Here is a 23,935-nt window from a genome sequence, read left to right as displayed (position 1 = left end):
TGAGATGTGTTAAGGACGGATAGAGATAGAAAGTATACCTATTCGTTAGGGTGAGTGCTGCGAATGTAGCGTTAGGCGGTTAGTTGAACAGAATAGAGCTAGAAATCAGCTCTATTCCGCCAATTGAGGTGTGTTGAGGTCAGATAGGGATAGAAAGTATCTCTATCTCTATCTGATCTTTGTGTAATACGGTTGAAGTTACAGCTGCGCCATCGCTTTGTTGACAGCTTCTATTGTAGCGTCGATATCGGCTTCCGTATGGGCTATCGTCATGAACCACGCCTCGTATTTGGAAGGAGCAAGGTTAATGCCTTGATCGAGCATCAGGCGGAAGAACTTGCCGAACCGTTCACCGTCAGTGTCCTGGGCTTCATCATAGTTGGTTACTTGGTGGTCGCAGAAGTGAGCGGAGAAGGAGCCTCTAATTTGGTTTACAGTTAACGGGATATTATATTGCTTCGCGGCAGACCGCAAACCGTCTGCAAGACGAGCAGCAAGTCCGTCCATACGGTCATAAATGCCAGGTTCTTGCAGCAGCTCGAGGCAGGCGATGCCCGCCGAGATTGAGGCAGGATTGCCTGCCATCGTGCCGGCTTGGTAAGCAGGTCCGAGCGGAGCAACCTGCTCCATAATTTCTTTGCGGCCGCCGTAAGCGCCGATCGGCAAACCCCCGCCGATGATTTTGCCTAGCGCCGTCAGATCGGGTTCGATGGCGGCGTGGTCGGCGAAGAAGCTGAAGGTTTGAGCAGAGCCGTAGTGGAAGCGGAACGCGCTGATGACTTCGTCATAGATGACGAGCGCACCAGCTTCGCGCGTCAACTTGCATAGTCCCTCTAAGTAGCCTTCATGCGGCATAACCATGCCGAAGTTGCCGACGATTGGCTCAACCATGACAGCTGCCGTATCGTCCCCCCAGCGTTCAAGAGCAAGCTTAAGCGCGTCTAAGTCGTTGAACGGAACAGTAATTACTTCCTGCGCGATGCTTGTCGGGATGCCTGCGCTATCCGGAATGCCTAGCGTGGAAGGGCCTGAGCCTGCGGCGACGAGGACAAGGTCGGAATGGCCGTGGTAGCAGCCGGCGAACTTAATGATTTTGGTCTTCTTCGTATAGGCACGAGCAACACGAATCGTCGTCATGACGGCCTCTGTACCCGAGTTGACGAAACGAACCTTGTCCATCGAAGGGATCGCTTGCTTCAGCATGCGAGCGAGCGTGATCTCAAGCTCGGTTGGCGTTCCGTACAAGATGCCGTTCTGTGCTGCAGTAATTATTGCTTTCGTAATATGTGGATGCGCATGGCCCGTAATGATTGGTCCATAGGCGGCCAAATAATCGATGTATCTATTGTCGTCGACATCCCAAAAGTACGCGCCTTCTGCGCGTTTCATAAATACGGGAGCGCCTCCTCCAACCGCCTTGAACGAGCGGGACGGACTGTTGACGCCGCCTACGATATGTTCCAAAGCTTGTTCATATAGGACGCCAGATTGTGGTCGTTGTAAAGTCATACTCTGTATTCCTCCTAAATTAAACTCATTCAAAACGCTATCTACTAGAATACAAAAGCCAGGCTAAAAAGTACAATCGGAATATAGAAGCCACTGCAGCACAGTGCCTCCTAAGTAACCACTAACTAGGCTCAATCACTAACTAATCTAATCTCAAAACGAAATAACAGGAAATTGTACCGTTAATGCAACACCCTCGATCTACTTTTATTAAATAGATGGAAATTCTCTTGTTATTATATGGCCGATAAACATCCCGTTGGGGGATAATGGAAGAATTAACGTGAGGAATTCCTGTTATTCTATAATTGAGGGTTAATTACCGCCAAATAACTGGAGAAATTCCCTCTAAATCATATAAGGTGATAGTTAAAAAAGACGCAGCGGGCAATATCGTCCGCTGCGTCTATTACGTTATTCGCTAGGTGTATTCGAGCTGCCATCCGAAGGAACAGGCGTCTCGGAAGGGACAGGAATCGTCTCGTCGGACTGCAGCAGCTCCTGAATGTATTCGTGAAGCTCATCCTCGTCCTTGACTGCGATAACGGACGCGCCGCCAACGCGATCTTCAGCGATCAGCTCCATTGGAGGCACTTGGGTCGTGCCGGCTACATGGCTCTTCACGCCGAGTTGACCAAGCTTCAGCATATCATTGACCGACATGTTCATATCGACATAGGGCTGCACGCTCTCCAAAATCTTTTTCATCTGAAGGATGTTCCAAGTCGATTGAAGCTCTTTGGCTACCGCCTTAAGGAAGTTGCGCTGCCGCTCGGTACGGGTGAAGTCGCTCATCGCGTCATGACGGAAGCGAACGTATTGAAGCGCCTTATCGCCGTCAAGATGCTGGAAGCCTTCCTTCAAGTCGATATCGTAGCGGTTCTGGTCGCCGTTATCGGTGTAGTGCATATCTTTTTCGACGTAGAAGTCAATGCCGCCTATCGTGTCGACAAGCGCTTTGAACCCTTCAAAGTCGGTGTACACATAGTACTGAATATCGAGCCCCAGCAGGTCGCCGACGGTTTTCATAGCCAGCGGATAATCGCCAAGCGTTAGCGCGGTATTAATACGTCCATGGCCGTGGCCTTCAATCTCGACGTACGTATCGCGAAGGACGGATAACAGATGCGCCTTCTTCGTCACAGGGTCGAAAGAAGCGACCATTATAGAGTCGGAACGGGCTTTCTGTCCTTCATCCAAGCCGCGGGCGTCACCGCCAAGCAGCAAAATATTAACGCGCTCCGTACCTTCCCATTCAGGAATAGGTACTGGTGTTTCAGATGTTCCGTTAGGCGTTGCCTCTACAACAGGGTCCTTGAAATTGTCCAAAGCATTATATACGCCGACGCTCCAATAAATAGCGTAACCGACGACGGCGACAATGATGACCAAGATGCTGATGAGTATCCATTTCCAAGTTTTTTTGGCCTTCGATTTGTTTTGCATTTCGTTAGAAGTGCTCCTTTCAATACGCAAAAGACTGATTACTGTGAAAGCTGGATCTTACGCATACATGTACAGCATGAAGACAAGGAAAGCTAAGAAGAAGCTAATATTTGCAGTATAGGGTTGTTTCAGTAGTCTAAATCATTAGATAGCTATTATTTGAAATAATAATTGCTATTCCAGTCCGCAAGTGCCGATCCATCCATATTTATGTCTTTTATTCGGCTAATATTTCTACGCGAACGGTACTTGAGTCACCTATTGTTGACACAAGCGTTTACGCTCGCCACTATCTAATGTAATATTACATATCATAAAATTATAAAGCTGAACGATGCTTGGAAGCAAGTTTTATCGATTCAGCCAACAAAAAATCGTAATTTCCCAGGAAATGTCGAACGAGAGGGGCTAGACAACAATCTATGCTGGCTATAGATGTGAAGGATTTACGCAAGCAATTCAAGGTTCAAAAAAACCGCGAAGGGCTGTCAGGCGCGCTCAAGGACTTGTTCAAGCGCGAATACAACGAGGTAACGGCGGTCAAAGATATTTCGTTCCAAATCCCGCAAGGGGAAATATGCGGCTATATCGGCGAGAACGGTGCCGGCAAGTCGACGACAATCAAAATGCTCACCGGCATCCTAGTGCCAACGGCAGGACATCTCAAAGTTAACGGCTATGTACCGTTCAAGGATCGCGAACAATTCGTAGGCGGCATCGGCGTCGTATTCGGCCAGCGCTCCCAGCTATGGTGGGACATCGGCGTTATCGAGTCGTTCCAGCTGCTGCGCAAGGTGTACCGCGTATCTGAAGCCGACTTCCGCAAAAGACTGGACAACCTTGTAGAGCGCCTTCAACTTGGCGATCTGCTTAACCGTCCTGTCCGCAAGCTCAGCCTTGGACAACGGATGCGCTGCGAGCTTGTCGCATCGTTGCTTCACAATCCGTCCATTCTGTTCCTCGACGAGCCGACGATCGGTCTCGATATCGTCGTGAAGACGGAGATCCGCGATTTCTTATTGGAAATGAACCGCGAGCACGGCACGACGATTCTGCTCACGACGCATGACCTGCAAGATATCGAAGCGTTATGCTCGCGCGTCATTATGCTGGACGACGGCCGCATCATTTATGATGGCGGATTGGACGATCTGAAGAGCCGCTGGAGCAAGGGCCGCGAGATTCAGTTCCAATTCGCAGGTCATACTCCGCTGGCGAAGCTGCAGCAGTTGACCGAAGAGCTTGCCGTAACGTGGTCGCTCGAGAATGACGTGACCGCGAAAATGTGGCTGCCGCATGAGGTGAACGTATCCGACGCGCTATCGAAAGTCGTGGCCGGTACAGAAATCCGCGACATTAAAATTTTCGAGACGAACACGGACGATATCGTCCGCAGCATCTACTCATCGGGCTCGGCCGAAGTCTCGAAGGAGACGAGCGGACAATGACGAGCGCTTATATCGACTTTATTCGGATACGTTTCCTGATGATGCTCGCTTACCGCGTTAACTATTATAGCGGTATCATTATTTATGCGATTAACATCGGCGCGTACTATTTTCTTTGGCAGGCGATCTATGGCGACAAGGAGACACTCCAAGGCTTTACCGTTGCTCAGATGACAACTTACATTGCCGTCTCATGGATGGCGAGGGCGTTTTACTTCAATAACCTGGATCGCGAGATTGCGAATGAAATCCGTGACGGCAGCGTCTCGGTGCAGCTCATCCGACCCTATTCCTATCTGTTCGTGAAAATGATGCAAGGCTTCGGCGAAGGCTTGTTCCGTATGCTTCTGTTCATGGTACCGGGAATGATCATCGTCTGCCTGCTGTTCCCGGTGAAGCTGCCGACTGATGCTACGACATGGCTGATCTATCTCGTCATGCTGTTTTTTAGCTTCCTCATCAATTCACAAATCAATATACTGACCGGTTTATTTGCCTTTTTCGTCGAAAATAACGAGGGTATGATGCGCATGAAGCGCGTCATGGTCGACCTGTTCTCCGGCGTCGTCGTACCGATTGCCTTCTTCCCAGGCTGGCTGTCGGGCATTATGCAGTGGCTGCCGTTCCAAGCGATTACGTATTTGCCGAGCTCGGTATTCACGGGACGTACGCCTAGCAACGAAATTGCGGGGGTGCTCGGCTTGCAGGTGATATGGTTTGCAGGACTATTAATTCCGATATGGCTCGTGTGGCGTGCAGCGCGCAGGCGGCTGTTCGTGCAAGGGGGGTAAGCGGAGATGAGATATGCAGAGCTATTCTGGGAATATATTAAAAACTATGCCAAGACACGCCTGACTTACCGGGCGGACTTCTGGATCGAAGTGCTGTCCGATTTGCTGTTCCAAGGGATGAATCTGATCTTCATATTGATCGTATTCCAGCATACGCCGTCGCTTGGCGGCTGGTCGGAGGCGGAGGTCGTCTTCGTCTACGGTTTCTTCATGATTCCATATGGCGTCTTCGCCACGTTCTTCAGTATTTGGAATTTCAGCGAGCGTTACATCGTGAAGGGCGAGATGGACCGAGTGCTTACGAGGCCAGCCCATAACCTTTACCAAGTTTTGCTCGAAAATGTCGACCCGCCGTCGCTGATCGGCTCGCTCGTCGGTGCCGTCATTATGGTAATCTGCTGGCTGCAGCTTGGCTTGCCGTTCCATGTGATGGACATTGTAATGCTGCTCCTGTTCGTCATCGGAGCGGTGCTCATATACGCGGGACTATACACGGCGCTGAGCGCGCTGTCCTTTTACTCGGATGCGCCGACTGGTATCGTACCTCTGATGTACAACATTCAGAACTATGGCCGCTACCCGGTCAACATTTATAACAAATTGATACGTTTCGTGCTGACTTGGCTGCTTCCGTTCGCCTTCGTTGGCGTGATACCGGCGTCGTATTTTCTAGAGCAGAAGGCGGATGACTTGTCGAGCCTAGCTTGGTTCACGCCGATTATGGGTATTATCGTATTCGGACTTGGTCTTGCGTTTTGGAATAACGGCGTCAAACGATATAGGGGAGCGGGCTCTTAAAGTTAAGGGCTTGAAGCAGGGGGATACAACACATGGTTCAATTGCAATTAGGCAAAAAAGCGCCGAACTTCACGCTTAAGGCGTCAAACGGAGAGTCGGTTAAGCTTAGCGATTATATCGGCCATCCGGTCGTTCTATTTTTCTATCCGAAGGACATGACGGCGACTTGCACGCAGCAGGCATGTGATTTCCGCGATGCGAATGCGGAATACCGCGAGCTGGATGCGGTCGTGCTTGGCATAAGCGCCGACGATGTGAAGTCGCATGTGAAGTTTGTGGAGAAGAAGGAGCTGCCGTTCCTGCTGCTCGCCGACACCGCGAAGAAGGTATGCGAGAAGTACGGCGTATGGCAGCTTAAGAAGCTGTACGGCAGAGAGTATATGGGCATCGTGCGCTCCACTTTCCTGATCGACAAGAAGGGTAAGCTCGTGCGCGAGTGGCGCAAAGTGAAGATCAAGGATCACGTGAAGCAGGTGCTTGAAGCTATACAAGAGCTCGACCGCAAATAAAGAGGCGAGCAACAACAAAGAAGCAGGCGAGGGAGCGTTCCCTTAGCCTGCTTCTTGTGTTGTGGAAAAAGCTATGTTGGATATTTGCAATAACTTTGGCCGATTTGGGAGTGACTTTCGAGCTATATTGGAAATTTGCATTAACTTTACTCAATACGTCCTGAATTCAGCGGATTCGGGCTTCCTATCCTGCAAAAATCCAACATAGCTATCGGATACGCCTAAAACAGCGGTTCTATCCTGCAAAAATCCAATATAGGGCTAGCTGTCGACTGCTAGCCGCCATACATCGCGCTATTTCCCATGCTGCTCCCGGAACTGCGAAGGGGAGAGGCCGGCCGTTTTTTTGAACAAGGTGAAGAAGTAGGTCGTGTTCAGAATGCCGACCTTCTCGCTGATAGCGGCTACCGGCTCGCTCGTCTCGAGCAGCAGCTTCTTCGCTTCCTCCATCCGGATGTTCTTCAAATAGTCGTTGAACGACACCTGCGTATGGCTGCGGAACAGCTTGCCCAGATAACCCGGCGAGAGCTGAACCTCGCTCGCGATCGCCTCGATGCCAAGATCGGGCTCATGGTAGTGTTCTTGCAAGTAGGCGCACACCGTATCGATGACGCTGTCCGCCTTGGTCGGCTGCTTCTTCTCGCCAAGCACGCTGATGAGCCGGCAGAAATTCCACAGCAGCGTCCCGATTTCCTCTAACGTCTCCTGCTTCGGCAGCGCATTGACCGTATCGTAATATTCCTTCGAATAGTCCTGCATGATCGGCAGCGTCTCGTCGAACGTGCGAAGCAGCGAGCCAAGCAGCTGGTTCGCGCTCAGAACGGCTTGATAGTAGCTCATCTCGCGCAGCTTCTTCGTGAATTGGCCGAGCGCCTGCTCGATCTTGTCGGCATGACCCAGGCGCAGCGCCTCGATTAGCTTCTTCTCGGCTTGCGCCGGATAAGCCTGAGCCGAATTGTGCTGGCTAAGCACCATCTCCGTCTGAATAACGGATTGATGACCGTAGAAGAAGCGATAATTCGCGTATTCCTGTGCCGATGCGAACGACTGCTGAATATCGTTCCGATCGCTGACGATATCGCCGATGCTGAACGATACGGAGAAGTGGAAGAAGCTCTGAATGACTTCCTGAATCTCTGTCAGCGTAAGCAGCAGCTTGCCCGGATCGATTGGCGAATCGAGCATCATGAGAACGGCAAGCGTCCGCTCGTCCACGACGATCGTTTCGTTCGGTGCATGCTTCATGAGCAGCTCGCTGCTAATATTGTTGATGGAGAAGCGGAACAAGCCTTGCTTCGTCTGGTCCTGCTTCGTCACGAATTCGTCATAGCGGTCGATCGTCGCCAGAATAACCGCATAATAAGGACTTGCGAACGGCGCATTGATCGCCGAATGCAGGACGTGAGTCGAAGATAAGTCTGTATGCGTTCCACGCAGCAAATGCTGCAAATACGTTTTCTTCAGCACCGGCAGCGATTGCTGCTGAGCCATTTCCACGGACAACGCCTGATCGACGACGTTCGTGAACGCCTCCGACAGCAGCGAGAACTCGTTTCGATTCCGTTCCTGGTCTGCGCCTCCCGCTCCCGTCACCTCATGAACCTTGCCGATCAGCCTGCCCAGTGGATTGTATAGCTTGTTAGTCGCTACATAGGCCGTCAGGATGCCAAGGACGATAATGGCTAAGGCGATCAGCGTCGTATAACCGCGCAGCGTCGAGATATCCGAGATCAGCGACTGATACGGCTTGATGCTTACGAAATACCAATTCAACTGGCTGGAGCGGACGAACGTTACGAGCTGACTTTTGCCGTCGATATCGGTTCTGAAATGGCTCGTCGTTTCCTTCGAATCCAAAATCCGCTGTATATAGGGCAGCTCATTGAACCGCTTCATGAATTGGTTAGGATCGGTATGGGACAAGACAAGGCCGCTGGCGTCCATGACGAAGACGTCGTCGCTGCCGCTGCTGATCGACTTAATCGTGCTTAATATATATTTTTCATCCACATGGATGACGATTGCTCCCTTATAAGTAGAAGAAAGCGCGTAATTAGGCCGCAGGATGAAGGTGATCACATGCTCGGCCGGGCTTGCGCTATCGGCATAGGAAAGGCGCAGCTCCTGCGTAAAGTAACTCATATAAGCAAGCTCCGACATATTCGCAAGATGCTGTTTCTCCAGCTCATTCAGCTCATAGGGCGCTCCCGCCGTGCTCAAGTAACGTTTCGTATTGTCGTTATAAATCCCCATATGCTTGATGAAAGGGTACGTCGATTGGATGTCGATCATAATTTCCATCGCGTCGCGTTCCTGCACCCGGTCGAACTGTTTGTTCATTAATACCGTGATGATGCGGTTATTGTTCAGCAGGTGGCTGCCGATCGTTCCGATCTGCTCGTGCACGATGTTGGAGGCATAGCTTGTCTGCTGGAGCATGGAAATGACATGCTTGCTGATCGTTTGCTCCGTCTTCGATGCGAACAGAAAGTAGAGCGTACTGCTGACGGCGAGAACGGCCAGGGCGACAAGCAGCACGAAATTAATGAGCATTTTACGATAAACGGCATAACGAAAAAACGGATTCCATCTCATCCGGGTCCCATCCCCCTAAACTCTCTCTATTTATAAACCGCTTACACCTCTTGATGTTCAAACTTTAAAATAGATGCCCGTTTTTTGCAACGTGGACGGTGTGCTTTTCGCAAAAATTGTAGCCGCATCCGATATTTAAAGTGCCGAAAAAGCCCGATTTTAAACGGTTTTCAAATGTTTTAACTACACAGCCCCCTGTTCCCGAATGCATACTGAGAACAGCCAAGAACGACATCTTGACGAACACGAAGGAGGACGACCGAATGGAGCGCACCATAGCCAAACGCGCAAAACGTTATACCTTTTTTACCGACATCCGGAAAAATCCGGTTTCCTATTTACTGGTGCTGCCGGCCATGCTGTACACGCTTATCTACGGATATATGACGCTGCCATACATGGTGATCGCTTTTCAGAAGTTCAGTTATACGAAAGGCATCTTCGACAGCGAGTGGGTAGGGTGGAAAAACTTCGAGTTCTTCTTCCATTCCACTGCGGCAAGCATGGTGACATGGAATACGATCAAGCTGAACTTCCTGTCGATCGTATTCGGAACACTCGTTGCTTTATTGTTCGCTATCTTATTAAACGAGATCCGATCGCGCGTCTTTAAGCGAGTATCGCAATCGACCTTGCTGTTCCCGCACTTTCTGTCTTGGATCATCGTCAGCTATATCGTATACAGCTTGTTCGCCACGGAGCACGGCCTTATCAACAACCTGCTCGAGACGTTCGGCTTCGATCCGAAGAACTGGTATTCCGATCCGAAGCCATGGACCTGGATTCTTGTTGCGCTGAGCGTATGGAAGGAAACGGGGATGTCGGCGGTCATCTACCTGGCAGCCATTACGGCAATCGACGATTCATTGTACGAAGCGGCGAAGATCGACGGTGCGAACCGCTGGCAGCAGATCAAATCGATTACGATCCCGATGCTCATGCCGACCGTATCCATTCTGACTTTGCTGGCCATCGGCAAAATTTTCTATTCCGACTTCGGCATGATCTACGCCATCATCGGCGACAACGGCATGCTGTACTCGACGACGGATGTAATTGATACGTACACGTTCCGTACGCTCCGTACCTCGGGCAACCCGGCGATCGCGATGGCCATCGGTCTGTATCAATCGGTCGTAGGCTTCGTGCTTGTCCTGTCCGCGAACTGGGTCGTGAAAAAATTCAACAAAGACAGCGCCATGTTCTAAGGGAGGGGGAATCTACGTGAAAAAATTCGATCTGTTCCAAATTATAAACACCTTGTTCATCTTTTTGTTCGCCCTCATGTGCACGCTGCCGATCTTGCTCGTCTTGATCGTATCGTTCACGGACGAACAATCGATACTAAGAAACGGTTACAGTTTTTTCCCTGAGCATTTCTCGCTAGAAGCTTATAAATCGGTTTTCGCCAGCAACGGACAGCTGCTTCAGAGCTATGGCATATCGATAGGCGTTACCGTTATCGGTACGCTGGCGGCCGTCATCATTACGGGAATGGCAGGCTACATGCTCGCCAATCGCCAAGTGCGCTACCGCAATCCGATTGCGCTGTTCTTCTTCATTACGATGCTGTTCAATGCCGGCCTTGTGCCTTGGTATATGATGAACGATTTTCTCGGGTTCAAAAACAATCTGCTCGCATTGATCATCCCGACGCTCATCTTCAGCCCGTTCAACCTGTTCCTTGTCCGGAACTTCATGCAGGAGCTGCCGGAGGCGTTGCTGGAATCGGCGCGTATCGACGGGGCAAGCGATGCCTACATCGCCTTCCGAATCGTCTTCCCGTTGTCGTTGCCGGTTCTCGCGACGGTTGCGTTATTTTATGGGCTAGGGTATTGGAACAACTGGTTCAACGCGATCATGCTCGTCGACAAGGAAAGCTTGTACCCGCTTCAATATTTGCTCTACAAGCTGCAGTCGGAGATTAACATGATCAACCAGATGCAAGGCATAGCGGTATCCAACGTGACGGCGCCGACCGAATCGTTCAAGATGGCAATCGCGATCATTACGATCGGGCCTATCGTCCTGCTCTATCCGTTCTTGCAACGGTTCATTATCAAAGGTCTGATCGTCGGCGCGGTCAAAGGCTAAGCTACCAACAAATTTTGATATACGGCTGAAAAGCTTTATATATAATAAAAGTTGCAGAGAGGGGAAACAGAAAATGCACAAAAAGCTTCGATTCATTCCTGCAAGTCTGGCAATTGTAATGCTTGTCGTCCTTATGATGGCATGCGGCAACTCGAACAACGAAGGTAGTGGCAACAGCAACAACGGAGGGAACAGCACGGAGGAAGTTCTTCCGGTACGTTATGCCGTTCCTGGCACGGCGAAACCTGATTTGGAAAATGTGATTAAGAAGGTCAACGAGAAACTGCTTGCCGATGGCGTTAATGTAAAGGTTGAGATTAACTATATTCCGTGGGATGCATGGGATCAAAAGACGAACCTGATGCTTAGCACGGGCGAAGAATTCGAGCTTCTTCACGTGATGGAGAACGGCTCCGTGCCTGTCGGCTCCTATGTCGGCCGCGGAGCGCTTCAGCCGCTCGACGAGCTTATCGACCAATATGGACCTGAGCTTAAGAAGCTGATTCCTGATTACGCGTGGGAAGCGGCTAAGATCGACGGAAAAATCTATTCGATTCCAGCCATCTGGCGCTATGAAACTTCCGGCAGCGGAGAAATGGGTACGCTTGGCTACCGTCAAGATTTGCTGGAGAAAGCGGGCGTATCGTTCCCGACAACGGCGGACGAGCTGATCGATGCGGCAGAAAAAATGCAGAAGGTCGCTGACAAAAATTTGTACATCCAGACCGAAGCAGACGTCTCGCCGATCTTCCTGCACCGTACGTATGATTCCTGGCCGTTCTATGTCGATTATCGCGAACAAATCATTAAGGTCGACCAGCAAGGCAATGTATCTTCTTGGATCGAGAGCGAAGAGTTCAAGAAGGACGCGGAATTCTTCCGTAAGCTTTATGAGAAAAAACTGATCAACCCGGATATTCTGACATACAAAAAAGAAGAGCGCGACAAAGCAATGACGCTTGGCGACTTCCTGTTCAGCACCAACGGCGCTTTGTACTCATCCATCGCGATTGCGAAAAACAATCCGACAGCGAAGATCGAAGAAGGTTACCTGTCCGCAGAGAAGCCTTTGCTTCAATACTTGGCATTCGGCAACACGAACGCCGTTCCGATTACGGCGAAGCATCCTGAAGCGTCGATCAAGTTCATGAACTGGCTGTACAGCAACAAGGACAACCATAATCTGTTCCTCTACGGTATCGAGGGCACGAACTTCAAGACGGTAGGCGACCGCACGATCGACATCATCCGCGACGCCAACGACCAGAACTACTATTTCGATTCCTGGATGATCGGCAATATCAATTATATGATGTTCGACTCCAAGACGCCTGAGAACTACTTGAAGACGCAAACAACCGAACCGACGAACCCGGTTGAATTCTCGCCGGTGCTTGGCTTCCGCTTGAACACGGAACCGATCGCGGTAGAGTACGCGAACGTATTGTCCGTCGTAAAGTCGAGCATTATTCCGATCAAATTGGGCGTTGTGCCTTACGACAAACATTTCCCTGCCGCGCTGGAAAGCTTGAAAGCGGCTGGACTTGATAAAGTCGTTGCGGAATATCAGAAGCAGTTCAAAGAATGGCAAGCGAAGCAAAACCAATAGTTTGCATAATTCGAAATCCGCGGTCTAGGCTGCGGATTTCGCTTATGAAGGGGGATAAATCAATGGGTAAATCTCACAATGCCAGCTTGTCGGGCAATCCGGTGTTCCCAGGCTGGTATGCCGATCCGGAGGCTAGAATTTTCGAAGGGAAGTATTGGATCTATCCGACCTATTCGGCACCTTACGATCAACAGACCCATTTCGATGCGTTTCATTCCGAGGACTTGGTCCAGTGGACGAAAGTGGAGCGCATATTGGAGCTAGGCGACATTCCATGGGCTAGACGTGCCATGTGGGCGCCTTCTCCTATTGAGCGGAATGGCCGCTACTATTACTATTTCGCGGCTAACGATATCCAGAGCAATGATGAGCTTGGAGGCATCGGCGTCGCGGTCGCCGATCATCCCGCAGGTCCATATCGCGATGCGCTAGGGAAGCCGCTGATTGACCGGTTTCATCACGGTGCGCAGCCGATCGATCCGCATGCGTTCATCGACGACGACGGCATCGCCTACTTGTATTATGGCGGGTGGGGGCATTGCAACGTGGTCAGACTGAACGACGACATGATCAGCTTAGCGGCATTCGAAGACGGGGACATATACAAGGAAGTGACGCCGGAGCAGTTCGTGGAAGGACCTTGCATGATCAAGCGAGGCGGAAGCTACTATTTCATGTGGGCCGAAGGCGGATGGGGAGGCCCGGGTTATTCGGTGGCTTATGCCATCTCGGAATCTCCGGTAGGACCGTTTAAGCGCGTCGGAAAAATATTGCAGCAAAACCCGGACGTCGCGACCGGAGCGGGTCATCACGGGATGATTCAAATACCGGGTGAGGATGAATGGTACATCGTGTACCATCGCAGACCGTTGTCCGAGACGCTCGCCCAGAACCGAGTCGTCTGCATGGACCGATTATGGTTCGAAGAGGACGGCAGCATTCGTCCCGTCGAGATGACTTTCGAAGGCGTTCAAGCGAGGCCGATGAAAGGGACTCAGCGATAGAAAGCGGGTTGGGATTTCAGATGAATAACGTAATCAGAGTGCGTGTGCAAGAGGAGTTAAGTGTAATCAATCCCAATATTCATGGCCATTTCATCGAACATATCGGAAGCTGCATCTACGACGGAATTTGGGTAGGGCCGGACTCGGCTATCCCGAATATGGACGGGCTTCGATTGGATGTAGTCGAAGCCTTGAAACAAATCAATCCGCCGGTCATTCGCTGGCCCGGAGGCTGCTTCGCCGATCAGTACCATTGGCGCGACGGTATTGGACCGCGCGGAGAGCGGGCTTCGCAGGTCACCAGCCGCTGGGGGCCAGACGAAGTAGAGCGCAATGAGTTCGGCACGCATGAGTTTATGCGTTTTTGCCAGCTGCTCGGAGCGCAGCCTTGGCTTGGAGGCAATGTAGCGACCAGTACGCCGAAAGAGCTGCGGGACTGGGCGGAATATTGCAACTTCCCGGATGGTACGACGCTATCGAAGGAAAGAATCGCAAATGGGGCAAGCGAGCCCTTTGACGTATTGTACTGGGGAATCGGCAACGAAAGCTGGGATTGCGGCGGCAAGTTCATGCCGGATACCTACGCGGACGCTTATCGGCATTTTGAAAGCAACTTTCCTAATTTTTACGGTAAACCATCGTATCTGATCGCCTGCGGTCCGGACGGGAACAAGCTGGAGGAGCGCAAGGAATGGACGTCGGCGTTTTTCGGACAGCTGGCGAAGTGGCGCAAGCCGCGCCTTCATGGCTACGATGCTCATTTCTATACATGGAACAGCTCCGCGCATGCGGGGACGCCAACGGAGTTTACGGTGGACGAGTGGTATCGGCTTATCGCTGAAAGCATGAAGGTAGAAGAGATGATACTGGAGACGCGGGCGATGATGGATGAATATGATCCCGAGCGGAACATCGACATCATTGTAGGAGAGTGGGGCACCTGGCACAAGGGACGCAGAGAGGACCCGCTCCTATGGCAGCAGAACAGTATGAGGGACGCTATTATTGCGGCCGTCAATTTGGAAATTTTCCATGAACATTCCGATATCGTGAAGATGGCCAACCTTGCGCAGACCGTTAATATATTGCATTCGCTTATTTTGACCAAGGAAGAAAAGATGATCCTAACGCCTACCTACTATGTGTTTAAGCTCTATCAAGGTCATAAAGGAGGGCGACGCGTCGGATTGGAGCTAAGTTCACCTGTTGTGACCTTCGCGAACGGGACGACGAAAGATTCACTCCCTGCATTAAAGGGAACGGCTTCCGTGAAGGACGGAGTGTTGACGCTAAGCGTCGTCAATCTTCATGCGTCGGATGCGATCGATGCGGTTATCGAGCTTCCTGGGGAGACTGCAGGGGAATGGTCGGCAGAGCAGCTTTCGCATGAGAGATTGAACAGTCACAATACATTCGAACAACCGGATACCGTCGTTCCTAAGAAGGTTGAAGCCGGCTTCATCCATGAGGGAAAGCTTCATTTTGTGTTTCCGGCTGCTTCGGTTACCGTATTCACCGCGACGCTCGCGACGGTCTAGCTGATCACTCCAAGCGGGCTTGACGAATAAAGAGTTAAGGATGGGAGAGAGAGAAATGATTAAGCTGTTGTTGGATGGAACGTGGCAGTTGACGCATGAGAGGAGCCATGAAGCCTATCGTGCCCAGGTTCCAGGATTCGTTCAACGCGATCTTGCTTTGGCGGGCGTCGTTCCGGACGAAAACGATCCGTTATTCGAATCGAAGGTGGAGTGGATCGAGCACGACGATTGGGAGTACCGGCGAAAGTTCTCGCTTAGCGAGGAGATGCTGCAATCGGATGCGCTCGATCTATTGTTCGAGGGCATCGATACGTATGCTTCCGTCACGCTTAACGGTGTGGAAATCGGCAAAACGGAGCTCATGTTCGTTCCATACCGATTCGGGATTAAAGGCGTAGCCAAGCTGGAGAACGAACTCGTCGTAAGCATCTCGTCGCCGACAGCCGTACTCGCAGAGAAGGAGAAGTTATTCGGCGAGCAATTGAAGCTGTGGAACGGCTCGACCGTTCGATTGCAGGGTCGGAAGGCGCAATACGGTTATGGCTGGGACTGGGGTCCGCGCCTCGTCACCGTAGGCATTCATAAATCGGTCAGCATCGAAGCTTATGACGCGATTCAGGCGGAGCGCCTCGGATACAACTTGACCCGTCTTTCAGAAGAGAAAGCAATCCTGAACGCGTCGTTCTCACTCCGCAACGTCCGTGAGGAAAGCTTGGCGTCCGAGATCGTCTACCGTTTATATGAAGGAGATACCGTGTGCGCGGAGAAAAGGGAAGCGGTGAAGCTGAGGCCCGGCGATCAGAAGCTGAGTGCTTCCTTCGAGGTTGCGAATCCGAAGCTCTGGTATCCGGCAGGTTATGGCAGTCCTCATCTGTATCGGCTTGAGGTGTCTGTTGTATCGGCTGCTGCTTCCGTCCAGCTGGAGCGGACCGTCGGCATTCGAGAGGTGAAGATATCCCAGCCTTACAAGGAGAAGGGACGGCGCTTCATTATCGAAGTTAACGGCATTCCGATGCTCTGCAAAGGCGTGAACTGGATTCCGCTGACGCTTTATCCGAATCAGGATACGAGAGAAGATTACCGCCGCGAGATCGACGCGATTGCGGCCGGCAACATGAATATGATTCGAATATGGGGCGGCGGCGTATACGAGAGCCAGTCTTTCTTCGACGAGTGCGACGAGAAAGGGATTATGGTATGGCAGGACTTCATGTTCGCCTGCGGCGATTATCCGGACGATGATACGTTCTGCGAGCTTGTTCGCCAAGAGGTGGATTACATCATTACGGAATACGGCTACCATCCGAGCATCGTGCTTTGGTGCGGCAATAATGAGAATATGACGTTCATCGAGCGAAGCCGCAAGCATCGCGCTCACGGCTTCGGCGAAAAAATATTTTTTGACCTCATGTATGAGGTATGTGCGCAGGATACGCTGCGTCCGTATTGGCCTTCGAGTCCGTACGCGCATGCGTTCGATCATAACAACTACGAAGGTACGTACGGCGACCAGCATTATTGGCATGTATGGGGACGTACCGAGCCGTATGAGAATTACCGCAATATTGAAGGAAGCTTCTTATCGGAATTCGGGATGCAGAGCTATCCGTCCAATCGCGTCATGAATAAGGTGGACGCTTCGGGCATGCTGCACGGCGAGAAGATCCATGCGATTCAGAAAGGCGTCTACGGCCATCAGAAGCTGATGTATTACATTACCGCGGACTATCATCTGCCGGCTAGACGCGACGATTATGTTTATTTGTCGCAATTAATGCAGGCGAACGCGCTGCGGACGGGCGTTGAGCATTGGATTTCGAGAATGCCGGATACGTCTGGCGTGCTCGTCTGGCAGTGGAGCGATCTATGGCCATCGATCAGCTGGTCGATTCAAGACTTTGACAAGGTGCAGAAAGCGTCATACTTCTACTTGAAGAGAAGCTTCCAAACGCCGAACGCGCTGCTTAAGGTCGAGATCGGCGCGTCGGCAGCGGACGTTTACGTTATCCATGAGCAAGGCGGCTTCTCCGGCGGCGTTGCCGTTGAATGGTATGATCTGGACAACGATGCGGTCATTGACGTGCAGCAGTTCGAGGTGAAGCTTGATGGACATCAAGCGACCCTTATCGGACAAGTGGATCTGGGCGGTTATAATCCGTCGCGTATAGTGGCTTTCGTTGAACTGTTCGATGAAGCGGGGCAACTGCTTGCCGTCAACTCGTACTTGCTCTGCAAGCCGTATGATCTGAAGCTGCGGCCTGCGAAGCTTACGGTAGCGCAGAAGCAACTTGCTAACGGCGATATTGAGCTGACCGTAACAAGCGATACGTTCGCGAAGGACGTGAGCATTCCAGATGTGGCGGCGCTGTTATCGGACAACTTCTTCGATCTGAGGGCGAACGAGTCGAAGATCATTACCGTTCATCAACCGGCTTTGGAGGATATGAAGTTCGAAGCCATTTGCCTTAACAACGTGCCATATATCGGCTACTAACATAGAGCTTGAACAGAGAGGGGAATGGATATGAAATTCGTATTGATCGGCGGAGGCAGCTTTGTCTTCGCGCCTACGGTGCTGGAGGATGTTATCGTTAAGAATCGCTTAATGAACGATGAGCTTGTGCTTGTCGACCCCAATGCCGAGGCAGTGGAGGCGATGGCGGGAGCGGGACGCCGCATTGCGGATAAGCTTGGGGTTACGGTACGCATATCGGCAACTACGGATCGTCGCCAAGCGCTCGCGGGCGCGGATTACGTCATTGTATCGGCTTCGCCGCAAGGGGCGCGCCGCTGGGCGATGGACTACGATATTCTGAACGAGCTTGGCATGGCGGATCAGGCAAGAGAGTGCGGAGGCGTCGGCGGGCTCATGAACGGGCTGCGTTCGATTACACTGCTTCTCGATGTATGCCGCGATATGGAGGAGGTTTGCCCGCAGGCAAGAATACTGGACGTTACGAATCCGATGCCGCGTGTCGTAACGGCCATTGATCGCTATACGTCCATTCAGGCAGCAGGCTTCTGTAATATCGCCTACCAAGGCGCTGAGGGCTATGCGTTCTTGCCGGCGTTAGTAGGCAAGAAGCCGGAGGACGTTGATATCGTAACGGCGGGATTGAACCATTTTGCTTGGGTCGTATCGATGAAGGACAGGAAGACTGGCGAGGATCTGTTGCCGGCGCTTATCTCGTTCGTACAGGAAGGGGATTGGTCCGCGCTGCCGGAGCATAAGCGCCGCGAGCTGAAGGTGATGCGCAGATGGCTGGAGCAATACGGCGCTGTCGCCGCGGGTGCGGTCGATCATCATGCCGAATATTTGCCGCTGCAGGAGGATATTCATTATGCGACAACCCCTCCTTACCATGGAACGGAGGAAGAGCGGAGACAGCGGCTGCTGGAGCTGCAGGCGATCGCCTCCGGCGAGAGCGGCGATTGGGAGGTGCTGTTCAACCACCCGAGCTGGGAGCATCCCATTGATGTCGCGCTCACGCTGAAATCGGGCGCAACGCGGACGTTCGATATTTTGAACATCCGCAATAACGGTGCGATTCCGCAGCTGCCTTCGGAGCGTATCGTCGAAGTGCCTGTCCGGATCGAAGGAGGCGAGTGGACGCCGATTGCCATACCTGCTCTGCCGGATGCGTTGGCTGCGGCCGTGCGCCGAATTTCCGACGTACACGAGATCATTGCCGAGGCTGCTGCCAAAGGTGATGCTGCGCTTGTGCACCAAGCCGTAGATCTCGATCCGGCTATTAGCAACAAGGAAGCGGCCCATGTTGCCGTTGACCGGATGCTGGCTATTCATGCCGACCTGCTGCCTCAATTTAAATAGGAACTTATCATTTTCATGTCTAATGATGAACCGTCAACCCCGAGCAAATGCTTGGGAGAGGCGGTTTTTTTGCGTAGGATACTTGTTAGCTGAAAGTAGTCCTATTGGCGGAATTAACATGGTTTTTTCCATCTATTTGCATGTTCTATTTGCATTACTATTGCAACAGATACTAATGAAACGATCTATGTTGGAGACAATAGAGCATGAATGGGCAGACTGGAACATTTTGTGCGTTGACCGGAGCGACATCCAATTTATACAATATGGCTTGCTGTAATAGGGGAGTACGGAGCGGGCAACCGCATGGTATGGCACGATAGGGGGCACACGCATCTGATAGAGCTGCATAACATTACGAAATCGTACAAGGTCGGGGCTGTCTCGGTAGAGGCTGTTCGAGATATAAGCTTAAGCGTCAAAAAAGGCGAGATATTCGGCATAATCGGGCATTCCGGCGCCGGTAAGAGCACGCTGCTGCGCTGCGTCAATCTGCTGGAGCGCCCGACATCGGGAACGGTGAAGGTAGGCGAGGTGGAGCTGACGGGGCTGTCGCAGCGTCAATTGCAGGCGCAGCGACGCAAAATCGGCATGATCTTCCAACATTTCAATCTGTTGTCGATGTCGACGGTGCGCGACAATATCGCTTTTCCATTGAGGCTGGCGGGGCAGAGCGGATCTGCCGTACGCACTCGCGTGGACGAGCTGCTGAAGCTTGTCGGGCTGGAGCAGCATGGAGACAAGTATCCTTCGCAGCTGTCGGGCGGGCAGAAGCAGCGTGTCGGCATTGCGAGAGCGCTCGCGGACAATCCCGACGTACTTCTATGCGACGAGGCGACGTCGGCGCTTGACCCGCAGACGACGAACTCGATTCTGTCGCTGCTGCTCGATATTAACGCCAAGCTAGGCATTACAATTCTGTTGATTACACATGAGATGCAAGTTATTCGATCCATTTGTGACCGTGTAGCAGTAATCGACAAGGGAGAAATCGTGGAAATGGGCGAGGTGCTCCATGTGTTTCTGAAGCCGGAGCATGCGGTGACGCGCGATTTCGTCGAGCAAGTGTCCGATACGAGCGCTACAAGCTTGCTGCTGGAGAAACGGCAGGGACGGCTGCTTCGCGTCACTTACGTTGGAGAGCTTACGTATGAGCCGATTCTGTACAACGCGGTGAAGCATACGCCGGTGCAGTTCGCTATTTTGCAGGGGACTGTGTCGCGGATGAAGCAAACGCCTTACGGACAGCTGATCGTGGAGCTGCTAGGCGAGGATCGCGAGATCGATAACGTCATTGCGGCTCTGCGGAAGGAAGGGCTGGAGGTGGATACGCTATGATGATGAGCTTCGAGAACGTGCGCTGGGATGAAATTTGGGAGGCTACCAAGGATACGCTGTATATGTTGACGGCCTCGCTTCTGTTCACCATTATTTTAGGCTTGATCATGGGTGTCGTGTTATTCCTGACCTCGCGCAGGCAATTGCTGCAGCAGCCGATTGTATATGGCGTCTTGTCGTTTATCGTAAATATTTTGCGCTCGGTGCCGTTCGTCATATTGATGATTATGATTATGCCGATTACGAAATGGATTACGGGAACGTCGCTTGGCGTGGAAGGTTCAATTCCGCCGCTTGTCGTTGCGGCAACGCCGTTCTTCGCTCGGCTGGTTGAGACATCGCTGCGCGAGGTGGACCGCGGCGTAATCGAGGCGGCGCAAGCAATGGGCGCTTCCAAATGGGATATTGTGCGACGCGTGCTTCTAAGCGAAGCTCGGCCCGGATTAATGGCTGCCGTGACGATTACGGCAGTGACGCTTGTATCGTATACGGCGATGTCGGGCGTAATCGGCGGCGGCGGATTGGGCGATCTTGCCCTTCGTTACGGCTACCAGCGCTTCCAAACCGACGTCATGCTCGTAACGGTCGTGCTGCTCATCGTCCTGGTGCAATTGCTCCAGATGGCGGGCGACGCGCTTGTTAGCCGCTATAGCCGCAAATAAGGAATAAAGTAGAAATATGGAGAGAAGCTACATTCATAGGAGGGCTAGAGATGAAAAAAACAGGATATATCTTTGTCATGCTGATGCTCGTGCTTGCTTTGGCCGCATGCGGACAAAACAAAAATAACGGTAACGGAGCAGAGCCAACCGATAATGCCGGCAACGCCGGCGAACAGCCAGAGAAAGTGAAGCTGAAGGTCGGCGCATCGCCGGTGCCGCACGCCAAAATATTGGAGGTCGTGAAGCCGCTGCTCGAGAAGGAGGGCATCGAGCTCGAAATCATTGAATTCAATGATTATGTGCAGCCGAATACGCAGCTCTACGAGAAGCAGATCGACGCGAACTTCTTCCAGCACACGCCTTATCTCGAGCAGTTCAACAAGGATAAAGGCTACGATCTCGTTAACGTAGCGGGCGTTCATATCGAACCGTTCGGCGCTTATTCGAAAAAAATCAAAACCATCGATGAGTTAAAAGATGGCGCGAAAGTCGTCATTCCGAACGATCCGTCGAACGGAGGACGCGCATTGGCGCTGATGGCTTCGAACGGCTTGATTAAGCTGAAGGCAGACGTCGGCGTGAACGGAACGGTCGGCGACATTACGGAAAATCCGAAGAAGCTGGACATTAGAGAAGTAGAAGCAGCGACGCTGCCTCGCGTGCTGGACGAGGTCGATCTGGCGCTCATCAACACGAACTACGCTCTAGAAGCCGATCTTGTGCCGACCACTGATGCGCTATTCATCGAAGGCAGCGACTCGCCTTACGTGAACATCCTCGTGTCCCGTCCGGATAACAAGGATTCCGATGCGATCAAGAAGCTTGCAGCCGCCCTTCAATCGTCGGAAGTGAAGAAGTTTATTGAAGATACGTACAAAGGCTCGATCGTTCCTGCATTTTAACGGATGATTGAAGCGAGCGTCCACCCTAGCGGTGGGCGCTTTTTTTTGTTGTTTAGGAAATTATGGAGTTCTTGTGCTGCGATTTGGTGCCTAATCCACTCTAGTATCATTCTAGGCAACTAATTAGTCTTGTGCCAAGCGAGCCGGCTGTTTAGTTCGATATCAGGCAATTAAACGGACTAGTTTGGTAAGTTGGTGGCGAATCGGCACAATTAGTTCGATGAAAGGCAACTATCGAGCCATTTATCCGGCGGTGAGCAGCGGTACGCTCCAAAAGCCAGCTAATCCGCTATCGTGTTACCTACATCAGATGAATGACGATCATAGAGTAGAGTCATTTTGGAGGAGGCTGTCATTTACTAGACTTGCCCTTCATATAATCTATCACATGGTTGAAATTCATTACGATGATGGTAGAGAAGGGTGGCAATGTCGATGCGGCGGACGATGCAGGCGGCTATTTGCGTAATTGTAGTATGGGTCACGATGTTCGAGCTTGGAGGATGGGCAGTGTACAAAGGGGAAGCGGCTGTAGAGGCGACAGCGGTCGAGCTGACGGCTGCCGCGCCTGCTGCTCCTATTACGATTACGCATACCGAGAAGCAGCCGCTGCTCGCAAAGCCGGCCGCTTATGAGTCTGCTGACGACGTGGAGATAGAGCAAGCTGTTGGGAAGCAAGAGCCAGACGTGCAAACGAAGCAGGCTGCAATCGCGAGTGAGCCCGTTGTTCCTGCGCCAACTAAGCCAAGCGGCAAAACCGTCTATTTGACGTTCGACGACGGTCCAAGCCAGCATACGGAGCAGGTGCTTGATATTTTGCAAGCTGAAGGCATTAAGGCGACGTTCTTCATGCTTGGAGAGCAGGTGGAGCAGCAGCCCGATATTGCGAGGCGAGTGCTTGCGGAAGGCCATGCCATCGGCAATCATTCCTATAATCATAAATACGAGAAGCTGTACGGCAGCTTCGCCGTATTCGCGGAGCAGGTGATGAAGGCCGACGATGCGATCTTCGCCGCAACCGGCGTCAGAACGCCGCTGTTCCGCGCACCAGGCGGGACTTACAGCAACTTCGATCAAGGGTATTTTGACGCGATGGCTGCCGCAGGTTATATCGTACACGACTGGAATGTAGATAGCGGCGATTCCAAGCGGCGCGGCGTGCCGTCGTCGGAAATTATCGCGACGGTGAAGGGCTCGAAGCTTGCGGACAGCTTGAACGTGCTGCTGCACGACGGCGGAGGGCATGAGGAGTCAGTGAAGGCGCTGCCTGCGATCATTGCTTATTATAAGGAAAAAGGCTACTCGTTCGCGCCGATTACGACAGCGGTGACGCCGATCCATTTTTCATTGGCCAAAAAGCTGAAGTGGAGCAGACCTGCCGTGAAGGAGAGCGAGAAGGCGGCGCTTGTGCTCTATGCGGAGCAGCTGAGCAGAGATCGGATGACGTTGCCGCAGCCGGTGCATGCGGAGCCGAATCTCATCCTTCATAGAGGCGAGGAACAGCTGGTGTTATCGCCGGAGGAGTATTCCCTAAGTAAAGGCTCGATCAAGGTGTCACTTGCAAAGCTGACCGAGTGGATCGGCGGCACAGCCGAGCTTGATCCGGATAGCGGCGTCGTGGAAGCTTATTATAACGGCGAGCGTATCTATTGGCTGACCGACTTCGCTCTTGGCGGGGCGAAGGGGAGAGACGAGGCGGCCATCGTTCCTGTCCGTTCTACGCTTCAGAAATTCGGTCTAGCAATTGAGAGTTATGTCTATAACGCGGAGCGACGCGAGATTTGGGTAAGATGAAACGCCTGACGGCGTCCTTTCAATAGACGCCATCGTTTCGTCGAAACGTATAGAGAAAGTATGAGC

General features: G+C 52.0%; 18 protein-coding genes. 15 read left to right on the top strand and 3 right to left on the bottom strand.

Annotated features, from left to right (window positions below; all coding sequences use genetic code 11):
* Window positions 1-198: 198 nt before the first annotated feature.
* Window positions 199-1,509, bottom strand: a complete 1,311-nt coding sequence (locus V8F51_RS27530; RefSeq protein ID WP_337103709.1) for a glutamate-1-semialdehyde 2,1-aminomutase — start codon at window positions 1,507-1,509, stop codon at window positions 199-201.
* A 414-nt stretch (window positions 1,510-1,923) separates the two neighbouring features.
* Window positions 1,924-2,955, bottom strand: a complete 1,032-nt coding sequence (locus V8F51_RS27525; protein ID WP_337103708.1) for an LCP family protein — start codon at window positions 2,953-2,955, stop codon at window positions 1,924-1,926.
* 422 nt (window positions 2,956-3,377) lie between these two features.
* Here V8F51_RS27525 and V8F51_RS27520 point away from each other — a divergent pair, with 422 nt between their 5' ends.
* The 4 genes from V8F51_RS27520 to bcp are packed head-to-tail and all read left to right on the top strand — an operon-like array spanning window position 3,378 to window position 6,501.
* On the top strand, window positions 3,378-4,403 hold the full coding sequence (locus V8F51_RS27520) for an ABC transporter ATP-binding protein (protein WP_337103707.1): 1,026 nt from the start codon (window positions 3,378-3,380) through the stop codon (window positions 4,401-4,403).
* Window positions 4,400-5,194, top strand: a complete 795-nt coding sequence (locus V8F51_RS27515) for an ABC transporter permease (RefSeq protein WP_337103706.1) — start codon at window positions 4,400-4,402, stop codon at window positions 5,192-5,194. Before V8F51_RS27520 ends, V8F51_RS27515 begins: the two co-directional genes overlap by 4 nt.
* 6 nt (window positions 5,195-5,200) lie before the next feature.
* On the top strand, window positions 5,201-5,992 hold the full coding sequence (locus V8F51_RS27510) for an ABC transporter permease (RefSeq protein ID WP_337103705.1): 792 nt from the start codon (window positions 5,201-5,203) through the stop codon (window positions 5,990-5,992).
* A gap of 32 nt (window positions 5,993-6,024) precedes the next feature.
* A complete protein-coding gene (gene bcp, locus V8F51_RS27505; protein ID WP_337103704.1) occupies window positions 6,025-6,501 on the top strand; it encodes a thioredoxin-dependent thiol peroxidase in 477 nt (158 codons plus the stop codon).
* 294 nt (window positions 6,502-6,795) lie between these two features.
* Here bcp and V8F51_RS27500 read toward each other — a convergent pair whose 3' ends face one another.
* Window positions 6,796-9,096: an AraC family transcriptional regulator gene (locus tag V8F51_RS27500; protein ID WP_337103703.1), complete on the bottom strand. Its 2,301-nt coding sequence runs from the start codon at window positions 9,094-9,096 to the stop codon at window positions 6,796-6,798.
* A 263-nt stretch (window positions 9,097-9,359) separates the two neighbouring features.
* Between V8F51_RS27500 and V8F51_RS27495 the strand changes: the two genes are divergently transcribed.
* From V8F51_RS27495 to V8F51_RS27445, 11 genes are all read left to right on the top strand, one after another.
* Window positions 9,360-10,304, top strand: a complete 945-nt coding sequence (locus V8F51_RS27495) for an ABC transporter permease (RefSeq protein WP_337103702.1) — start codon at window positions 9,360-9,362, stop codon at window positions 10,302-10,304.
* 16 nt (window positions 10,305-10,320) lie between these two features.
* Window positions 10,321-11,190 (top strand): carbohydrate ABC transporter permease, encoded by an 870-nt coding sequence (locus tag V8F51_RS27490; RefSeq protein ID WP_337103701.1) that lies wholly within the window; start codon window positions 10,321-10,323, stop codon window positions 11,188-11,190.
* A gap of 73 nt (window positions 11,191-11,263) precedes the next feature.
* Entirely contained in the window at window positions 11,264-12,799 is a 1,536-nt protein-coding gene (locus tag V8F51_RS27485; protein ID WP_337103700.1) for an extracellular solute-binding protein, read from the top strand.
* A 62-nt stretch (window positions 12,800-12,861) separates the two neighbouring features.
* Complete coding sequence (locus V8F51_RS27480; protein ID WP_337103699.1) at window positions 12,862-13,803, top strand: glycoside hydrolase family 43 protein; 942 nt, start codon at window positions 12,862-12,864, stop codon at window positions 13,801-13,803.
* A gap of 20 nt (window positions 13,804-13,823) precedes the next feature.
* Window positions 13,824-15,341, top strand: a complete 1,518-nt coding sequence (locus tag V8F51_RS27475) for an alpha-N-arabinofuranosidase (RefSeq protein WP_337103698.1) — start codon at window positions 13,824-13,826, stop codon at window positions 15,339-15,341.
* A 55-nt stretch (window positions 15,342-15,396) separates the two neighbouring features.
* Window positions 15,397-17,835 (top strand): beta-mannosidase, encoded by a 2,439-nt coding sequence (locus V8F51_RS27470; protein ID WP_337103697.1) that lies wholly within the window; start codon window positions 15,397-15,399, stop codon window positions 17,833-17,835.
* Window positions 17,836-17,865: 30 nt separating this feature from the next.
* On the top strand, window positions 17,866-19,173 hold the full coding sequence (locus tag V8F51_RS27465) for a family 4 glycosyl hydrolase (RefSeq protein ID WP_337103696.1): 1,308 nt from the start codon (window positions 17,866-17,868) through the stop codon (window positions 19,171-19,173).
* Window positions 19,174-19,509: 336 nt separating this feature from the next.
* Window positions 19,510-20,511: a methionine ABC transporter ATP-binding protein gene (locus V8F51_RS27460; protein ID WP_337103710.1), complete on the top strand. Its 1,002-nt coding sequence runs from the start codon at window positions 19,510-19,512 to the stop codon at window positions 20,509-20,511.
* Window positions 20,508-21,173, top strand: coding sequence for a methionine ABC transporter permease (locus V8F51_RS27455; protein ID WP_337103695.1), 666 nt, complete (start codon window positions 20,508-20,510; stop codon window positions 21,171-21,173). Before V8F51_RS27460 ends, V8F51_RS27455 begins: the two co-directional genes overlap by 4 nt.
* 50 nt (window positions 21,174-21,223) lie before the next feature.
* Entirely contained in the window at window positions 21,224-22,075 is an 852-nt protein-coding gene (locus tag V8F51_RS27450) for a MetQ/NlpA family ABC transporter substrate-binding protein (protein WP_337103694.1), read from the top strand.
* 435 nt (window positions 22,076-22,510) lie between these two features.
* Window positions 22,511-23,869, top strand: coding sequence for a polysaccharide deacetylase family protein (locus V8F51_RS27445; protein WP_337103693.1), 1,359 nt, complete (start codon window positions 22,511-22,513; stop codon window positions 23,867-23,869).
* Window positions 23,870-23,935: the final 66 nt, after the last annotated feature.

The sequence above is a fragment of the Paenibacillus sp. YIM B09110 genome, from assembly GCF_037167145.1.
GTDB lineage: Bacteria > Bacillota > Bacilli > Paenibacillales > Paenibacillaceae > Pristimantibacillus.
Note: the sequence above shows the minus strand (reverse complement) of the source record. Positions and strands in the feature narration are given on the sequence as shown.